Source organism: Streptomyces sp. SBT349 (genome assembly GCF_001083795.1).
Taxonomy (GTDB): Bacteria; Actinomycetota; Actinomycetes; order Streptomycetales; family Streptomycetaceae; genus Streptomyces.
Window position 1 is genome coordinate 1 of record NZ_LAVK01000408.1, and the last position, 6,215, is coordinate 6,215.

The following is a 6,215-nucleotide window of genomic DNA, read 5'->3' on the forward strand; positions in this document are numbered from 1 at the left end:
AAGGAGACGGGCCCCCGCCGCTGGGCGGGGGGCCGCGGGGGGCCTCGGGGGGCATCGGGCCCCCGTCGTGCTTTCCGCCGTCCGCCGCCTGAACAGGCACCACAAACGGAATTCCCCGCCAGCCTGTCGGGTCTGGAACACGCGTTTCGAACGTGTCAACGGGCATTCGGAACACCTCCTTTCCCCAGCACGCTAGGAAAGGCGGGAAGGCATGCTCCATGTGCTTGCGTGGACTTGCGCAGGCTCACCCGAGCGCGTCATCGCCGCCGTGTCAACGCGCCTACGCCGTACCGCGGTTCAGTGCCCAGGCCCGTAGATCGTCATCGGCCCGGTGCGTCCTTTCCGGGGCAGCCGGCGGACCGGTTCGCTCGGCGTCACCCCAGCGAGGAGAGCGACTCCGTGATCAGCCTGCGGGCCGCCGCGCCATGGACCGCCATCTCGGCGAGCCTGGCGAACGCCCGCGCGTAGACACGTATCTCGCCCGGGGCCGACACGTTCACCGCGGCCGTCAGCAGTTCGGAGCTGACACGCTGATCGTCGAACAGGTAGAACGCCTCCAGCGGCCAGACCAGGCGCGGCGCTGAGAACGGGATGACGCCGAGGCTGACGTTCGGCAGAGCGGCCACCGACAAGAGGTGCCCGAGCTGGTCGGCCATGGTCTCCGCGTCCCCGATGCGGTACCGCAGCACCGCCTCCTCCAGCAGGAACGCGAACGTGTGGTGGCCGCGGTAAAGGACGCGCGAGCGCTCGACGCGGGACGCCGCGGCGTGTGGCGCGTCGTCGGGAGTGCCCTGGAACCGCGCGATGGTCGACAGGAGGGCGGACGCGTACTGCTCGGTCTGAAGGACCCCCGGCACGACGTTGGAGACGTAGACCCGCAGGTGCCTGGTCCGTTCGTACAGAGGCAGAACGTCCTCCTGTGCCCTCCTCATGCCGTGGCCGTGGAGCCTCTTCCAGCGCACGTACATCTCGTCGACCCGGCGGTTGGCCGCGATGAGCTCGGCGGCCTCGTCCTCCGCTCCACAGGCGGCGCACCAGGCGCGGATATCGGCGTCGGACGGCGGTGTCTTCGCGTGCTCGATCCGGGAGGACTTCGCCTCGCTCCAGCCGCAACGGGCCGCCAGTTCCCGCGCGGTGATCTCCGCGTCGAGGCGGAGATCACGCAGACGACCGGCGAGGATGAGGCGTGCTTCCCGCGCGCGGGATGACGGGTTGGTGGACATCGGCGGGCCGGCGGGCCGGGTCAGACCTCGTACCGCTCATGGGGTACGGCGCGCTCCCACACGGCTTCGAAAGCCGCGCGGACCCGGGCGATGAGGCCCGTTTCCCTGCGCACCTCCCACTTCGGTGTGGCCCAGTTGCCCTCGCCATCGAAGTGGTTGAACAACACGGCGCTCTCGTCGAACACCCACAGATCGTTGCCGGGCAGGAGCAGGTCGGAGGCCCTGCCCCTGGGCAGCCAGCGCACCAGCTCTCCGGCCGCGACGTTCACCGAGGCGCCGGCATGCTCGTACCGGATGTAGTCGCTCACCGGCTCGGAGACCACCCGGGCGCGACGGACGGTGACACCACGGCCGGTGGTCGCGCCGATCAGCCGCACCCACGGCGCCCAGTACGCCGATTCGGGGTCCGTGTCCCGCTCGCCCGTACGCCGCCAGTGCTCGTAATCGGCGGTCTCGTCGCCCACGTCGTAGACATCACGCATCTCCAGGTGCATCGCCGAGTGCCGGGCCCTGGCGAGCAGGTCAATGAAGTCGTTCTGCGGCATCGCATGCCTCCCTCAGCATCGGCACCATACGGGCCGGGATGCGCACCACGGCCTCGTGCGGCGGGATGCCCGGGGCATGGCCCGGCGCCGGGTTCGCGGCACACTCGGCGGCCAGTTCCTCGGACGCCTTCCACCCCTGGACGACGATCTCGCCGGTCGTGTCGTCCACCCACAGGGTTGGCGATCCCTGCTGTCCGGTGTCCGGATCCACGCCGATGAACCTCAGCCCCATGGCCACCTCTCGCGTAGAGGAGCTCGCGCCGGCTTGGAGAGCCGTCTCGGTCTTCTTCTCCCCACACGCTAGAAGAGGCGAGGAGTCACGTTCAACGCGCTTGCGCGGGCTTGCACGCATTCACCCGAGCGGGAGTCGCTACCGCAGGTGGGCCGTTTCGTTGACGCGGCGGATGCTCGGGTTGCCGTCGGGGTAGTAGGCCACCTCGGACAGGGAGGCCGGGGAGAGCTCCATGCGGAACATCGACAGGGGTGGGGCGTCCAGGGCCAGGCGCAGCAGGGTCTTGACCGGCGTGACGTGGGTGACCACCAGGATCGTCTTGCCGGGGTGGCGGGCGATCGTCTTGTCGCGGGCCACCGCCACGCGGCGGGCCACCGCCGTGAAGCTCTCGCCGCCGCCCGGGGGTTCGGCCTCGGGGGAGGCGAGCCAGGCGGCCATCGCGTCCGGGTACCGCTCGCCGGCCTCGGCGAACGTCAGGCCCTCGAACGTGCCGAAGTCCGTTTCGCGGAAGCCCTCCTCGTAGCGGACGTCGAGCCCCAGGCGCGCGGCGACCGGCTCCGCGGTCTGGCGGCAGCGGGCCAGGGGCGAGCTGACCACCGCGTCGACCCCGTCGAGGGCGGCGGCCACGGCGTCGGCCTGGGCGCGGCCGGTGGCCGAGAGGTCGGGGTCGGTGCCGCCGCTGCCGGAGAAGATCTTGCGGGGCGTGAGCTCCGTCTCGCCGTGGCGCAGCAGGAGGAACGTGGTCGGGGTGCCGGTGGAGGGGCCCCAGCCGACCGCGGGTGGCCTCTCCGGCCCGCGCGCCGGCTCGCGCAGCCGCGGGCGCCACTTCTCGCCGCGGCGCCCGGCGTCCATCGCCTCGTTGGCCAGGCGGTCGGCGTCCTTGTTCCGCTCGCGCGGGATCCACTCGTACCGGACCGCGCCGCTCGGGAAGACGCCCTGGGCCTCCAGGGCCAGGGGCCGCATGTCGGGGTGCTTGATCTTCCAGCGCCCCGACATCTGCTCCACGACCAGCTTGGAGTCCATCCGCACCCGCACCGCCGCGCGCGGGTCGAGCGCGGACGCCGCGCGCAGCCCGGCGATCAACCCCCGGTACTCGGCGACGTTGTTGGTGGCGGTGCCGATGTACTCGGCGGTCTCGGCCAGCAGTTCGCCGGTCGTCGCGTCGCGGACCAGGGCCCCGTATCCGGCGGGCCCCGGGTTCCCCCGGGAGCCGCCGTCGGCCTCGACGATGAACGTGCGCACGCGGCTCAGAGCCCGGACTGGGGTGTGCGGACCAGGATGCGGCGGCAGTTCTCGCAGCGCACCACCGTGTCGGGGGCGGCGGCGCGCACCTCGTTGAGCTCGGTGATGTTCAGCTCCAGGCGGCAGCCCTGGCAGGCCCGCTGGTAGAGGCGGGCGGCTCCGACCCCGCCCTGCTGCTCGCGCAGCTTCTCGTAGAGCTTCAGCAGGTCGGCCGGGATCGTGGCGGCGGCCTCGGCGCGCTGGGCGCGCACCTGGTCCGACTCCGCCTCGATCTCCGTGAGCGCCGCGTCGCGGCGGGCGGTGGCTCCCGCGACCTTCGCTTCCAACTCCTCGACGCTCGCCGCCAGTTCCTTGGCGCGGGCCCCGGCGGTCTCCTGCCGTTCCATGATGTCGAGGACGATGGTCTCCAGGTCGTCCTGGCGCCTGGCGAGGGAGGCGATCTCGCTCTGGAGGGACTCCAGGTCCTTGGGGTTGGTGACCATGCCCGAGTCGAGGCGCTGCTGGTCGCGGGCGGAGCGCTGGCGGACCTGGTCGACGTCCTGCTCGGCCTTGGCCTGCTCCCGGGCGGTGTCGCCCTCCTCGGTGCGCGCGGCCACCAGCAGGTCGCGCTGCTGGGCGATCTCGCTGTCCAGCGCGCGGACTTCGGCGTGCTCGGGCAGGGTCTCGCGCCGGTGCGCGAGCTGGGTCAGCCGGACGTCCAGACCTTGGACGTCGAGCAGTCGGATCTGATCGGCGGGCGCGGCGTTCAGTTGGGGGCTCCTTCGCTGACTCGCAGAGAGGGGGAGGGCTGGTGGGCGGTCCAGGGGTCGGTGACCCGGTGGGATACGTGGGTGGCCAGGCCCCAGCCGTTGCGTTCGGACACGGCGTCGAGCTGGGCCGCGGCCTGCTGGCACCAGGGCCACTCGGTGGCCCAGTGCGCCGCGTCGAGCAGGGCGAGCGGCGCGTGCTCGCGCGCCTCCGAGGCGGGGTGGTGGCGCAGGTCGGCGGTGAGGTAGGCATCGGCACCCGCGGCGCGTACCTCGGCGAACAGACTGTCGCCGGAGCCGCCGCAGACCGCGACGGTGCGCACGGGCGCGTCCGGGTCCCCGGCGGCGCGGACGCCCTGGGCGGTGCCGGGCAGCCGGGCCGCGGCCAGCGCGGCGAACGCGCCCAGGCTCAGGGGCCGGTCGAGGACGCAGAGGCGGCCGAGCCCCCGGCGGCCCGCGGGGTCGGTCGGGTCGGGGACGAGCGGGCCCGTGACCCGCAGGCCGAGGGCGCCGGCGAGGGCGTCGGAGACGCCCGGGTCGGCGCGGTCGGCGTTGGTGTGGGCGACGTGCAGGGCGATCCCGTTGCTGATCAGGGTGTGCACGACCCGGCCCTTGAACGTGTCGGCCGCGACCGTCGTGGTGCCGCGGAGATAGAGCGGGTGGTGCGTGACGAGGAGCGAGACGCCGAGTGCCACGGCCTCCTCCGCGATCTCCCGCACCGGATCGACGGCGAACAGCACGCCGTTCACCTCCGCGTCGGGGTCACCGCAGACCGGGCCGACGGCGTCCCAGTCCTCGGCCCGCTCGCGGGGCCATAGGGTGTCGAGCGCGGTGATCACGTCGGAGAGTAGGGGCACGGGCCCAGGCTACCTGTCCCGTCGGCCCCGGGAAGTGCCCCGGCGGACTTGGCGGGACAAGCACACCGGACCCCGGTTGATCTTGTGAATCCGGCAACAGTCACCCTTATGTATGAAGCCGTCCAAGCCGAGTTGGGCCGGCTCGCTGTGCGAACCTAGCGTCCTCGCTGGAGGTGAGCGGAATATGAAGGGCCGACCGGCGTTACTGCCCGCGCCGCTGACGATCGCGGCCGGAGGGTCCTACGCGGCCCGGCTGGTCGCCGGGTACGGCGACGGCGGCTGGTGCCCCGAGCGCTGGACGCTCGACGGGCCGGAGCCGTACGCGGTCCGGCTGCCGGGCGGCCAGCCGGAGGACTCCGAGAGCAGACTCCAGCCGCTGGCCGACGGGCGGGTGCTGATCGCCCGCCGCACGGACGGCCGTTACCACTTCTCGTTGCTCTACCCCTCGACCCCCGACACCGGCGAGCTGCCGCTGGGGGCCGTGGAGAGCGAACGGCTGACGCTGCTGCCGCCCGCCCCGGACGGGGCGCGGGTGTACGCGCTGGCGCCGCAGGCCGAGGACCGGACGGCGGGCCGCCCCTCGGGCACCGCGCTGTGGCTGGTCTGCGGCGGAACGTTCGGCCCCGAGCTGGTCACGGTGCTGGCCGGGTCCTGCGAGGGCGGGGCGTGGCTGGACACGGACGGACGGCTGCTGGCCCTGGACCGCACGGACGAGGCGGGGCAGACGCGGACCGTGACCGTGGACGTGGAGCACGGCGGGGAGCCGACGGAGCTGCTGCGGATCTCCGAGGACAGCAACGACCGGCTGCTGCTGGCCGATCCGGACAGCGGTCTGCTGCTGGTGAGTTCGGACGCGCCGGGCACCGAGCGCATCGGGTGGGGGGTGCTGGGCAGTCATCGCCCGGTCCGTTTCCCCGAGGCGCTGCACCCGGAGGGGGTGCGGGTGACGCCGTTCGCGGCGCAGCCGGGGCAGGTGCTGCTGCCGGAGGCGTGCGCGGTGGCGCTGCGGATGACCACGCCCGAGGCGGAGTGGGTGGCGGTGTGGTGGCCGCAGCAGCGGGAGGTGCGGCATGTGCCGGTGCCCGAGGGGTGGCTCGCGGGCGCGGGGCGGTGGACCGCGGACGGGCAGCTGCTGCTGCCGTACGCGTCGGCGCAGACGCCGTGCGGCCTGGCCCGGCTGAACGTTCCCGAGCCGGAGGGCCGCCAGGCCGCCGCGTCGGGGCAGGCCGAGCCGCCCGCGCTGCGGCCGGCGGAGGCGGGAACGGACGCCAGCCGGAGGACTCCGAGAGCAGACTCCAGCCGCTGGCCGACGGGCGGGTGCTGATCGCCCGCCGCACGGACGGCCGTTACCACTTCTCGTTGCTCTACCC

Annotated in this window: 7 protein-coding genes; 1 reads left to right on the forward strand and 6 read right to left on the reverse strand. The window is 73.3% G+C overall.

Going from position 1 to position 6,215, the window contains the following annotated elements; translation table 11 throughout:
* Positions 1-374: 374 nt before the first annotated feature.
* From ADY01_RS31405 to ADY01_RS31430, 6 genes are all read right to left on the reverse strand, one after another.
* Positions 375-1,223: a helix-turn-helix domain-containing protein gene (locus ADY01_RS31405; protein WP_049580118.1), complete on the reverse strand. Its 849-nt coding sequence runs from the start codon at positions 1,221-1,223 to the stop codon at positions 375-377.
* A 20-nt stretch (positions 1,224-1,243) separates the two neighbouring features.
* Complete coding sequence (locus ADY01_RS31410; RefSeq protein ID WP_049580119.1) at positions 1,244-1,768, reverse strand: DUF6879 family protein; 525 nt, start codon at positions 1,766-1,768, stop codon at positions 1,244-1,246.
* Positions 1,746-2,000 carry a hypothetical protein gene (locus ADY01_RS31415; protein ID WP_049580120.1) on the reverse strand — a complete coding sequence of 85 codons (255 nt, stop codon included), beginning with the start codon at positions 1,998-2,000 and terminating at the stop codon, positions 1,746-1,748. The genes ADY01_RS31410 and ADY01_RS31415 overlap by 23 nt, the downstream gene beginning before the upstream one ends.
* Positions 2,001-2,138: 138 nt before the next feature.
* A complete protein-coding gene (locus tag ADY01_RS40040; RefSeq protein ID WP_049580121.1) occupies positions 2,139-3,242 on the reverse strand; it encodes a bifunctional RNase H/acid phosphatase in 1,104 nt (367 codons plus the stop codon).
* Positions 3,243-3,247: 5 nt separating this feature from the next.
* A complete protein-coding gene (locus ADY01_RS40045; protein WP_049580123.1) occupies positions 3,248-3,991 on the reverse strand; it encodes a zinc ribbon domain-containing protein in 744 nt (247 codons plus the stop codon).
* On the reverse strand, positions 3,988-4,845 hold the full coding sequence (locus ADY01_RS31430) for a Nif3-like dinuclear metal center hexameric protein (protein ID WP_049580122.1): 858 nt from the start codon (positions 4,843-4,845) through the stop codon (positions 3,988-3,990). Before ADY01_RS31430 ends, ADY01_RS40045 begins: the two co-directional genes overlap by 4 nt.
* 184 nt (positions 4,846-5,029) lie before the next feature.
* Between ADY01_RS31430 and ADY01_RS31435 the strand changes: the two genes are divergently transcribed.
* A complete protein-coding gene (locus ADY01_RS31435; protein WP_199826356.1) occupies positions 5,030-6,169 on the forward strand; it encodes a hypothetical protein in 1,140 nt (379 codons plus the stop codon).
* The last annotated feature ends 46 nt before the right edge of the window (positions 6,170-6,215 follow it).

Excerpts from the sequence above, each read along its gene's own strand:
- ADY01_RS31405 (WP_049580118.1), bottom strand. The coding sequence starts at position 1,223 with ATGTCCACCAACCCGTCATCCCGCGCGCGGGAAGCACGCCTCATCCTC.
- ADY01_RS31410 (WP_049580119.1), bottom strand. The coding sequence starts at position 1,768 with ATGCCGCAGAACGACTTCATTGACCTGCTCGCCAGGGCCCGGCACTCG.
- ADY01_RS31415 (WP_049580120.1), bottom strand. The coding sequence starts at position 2,000 with ATGGGGCTGAGGTTCATCGGCGTGGATCCGGACACCGGACAGCAGGGA.
- ADY01_RS31435 (WP_199826356.1), top strand. The coding sequence starts at position 5,030 with ATGAAGGGCCGACCGGCGTTACTGCCCGCGCCGCTGACGATCGCGGCC.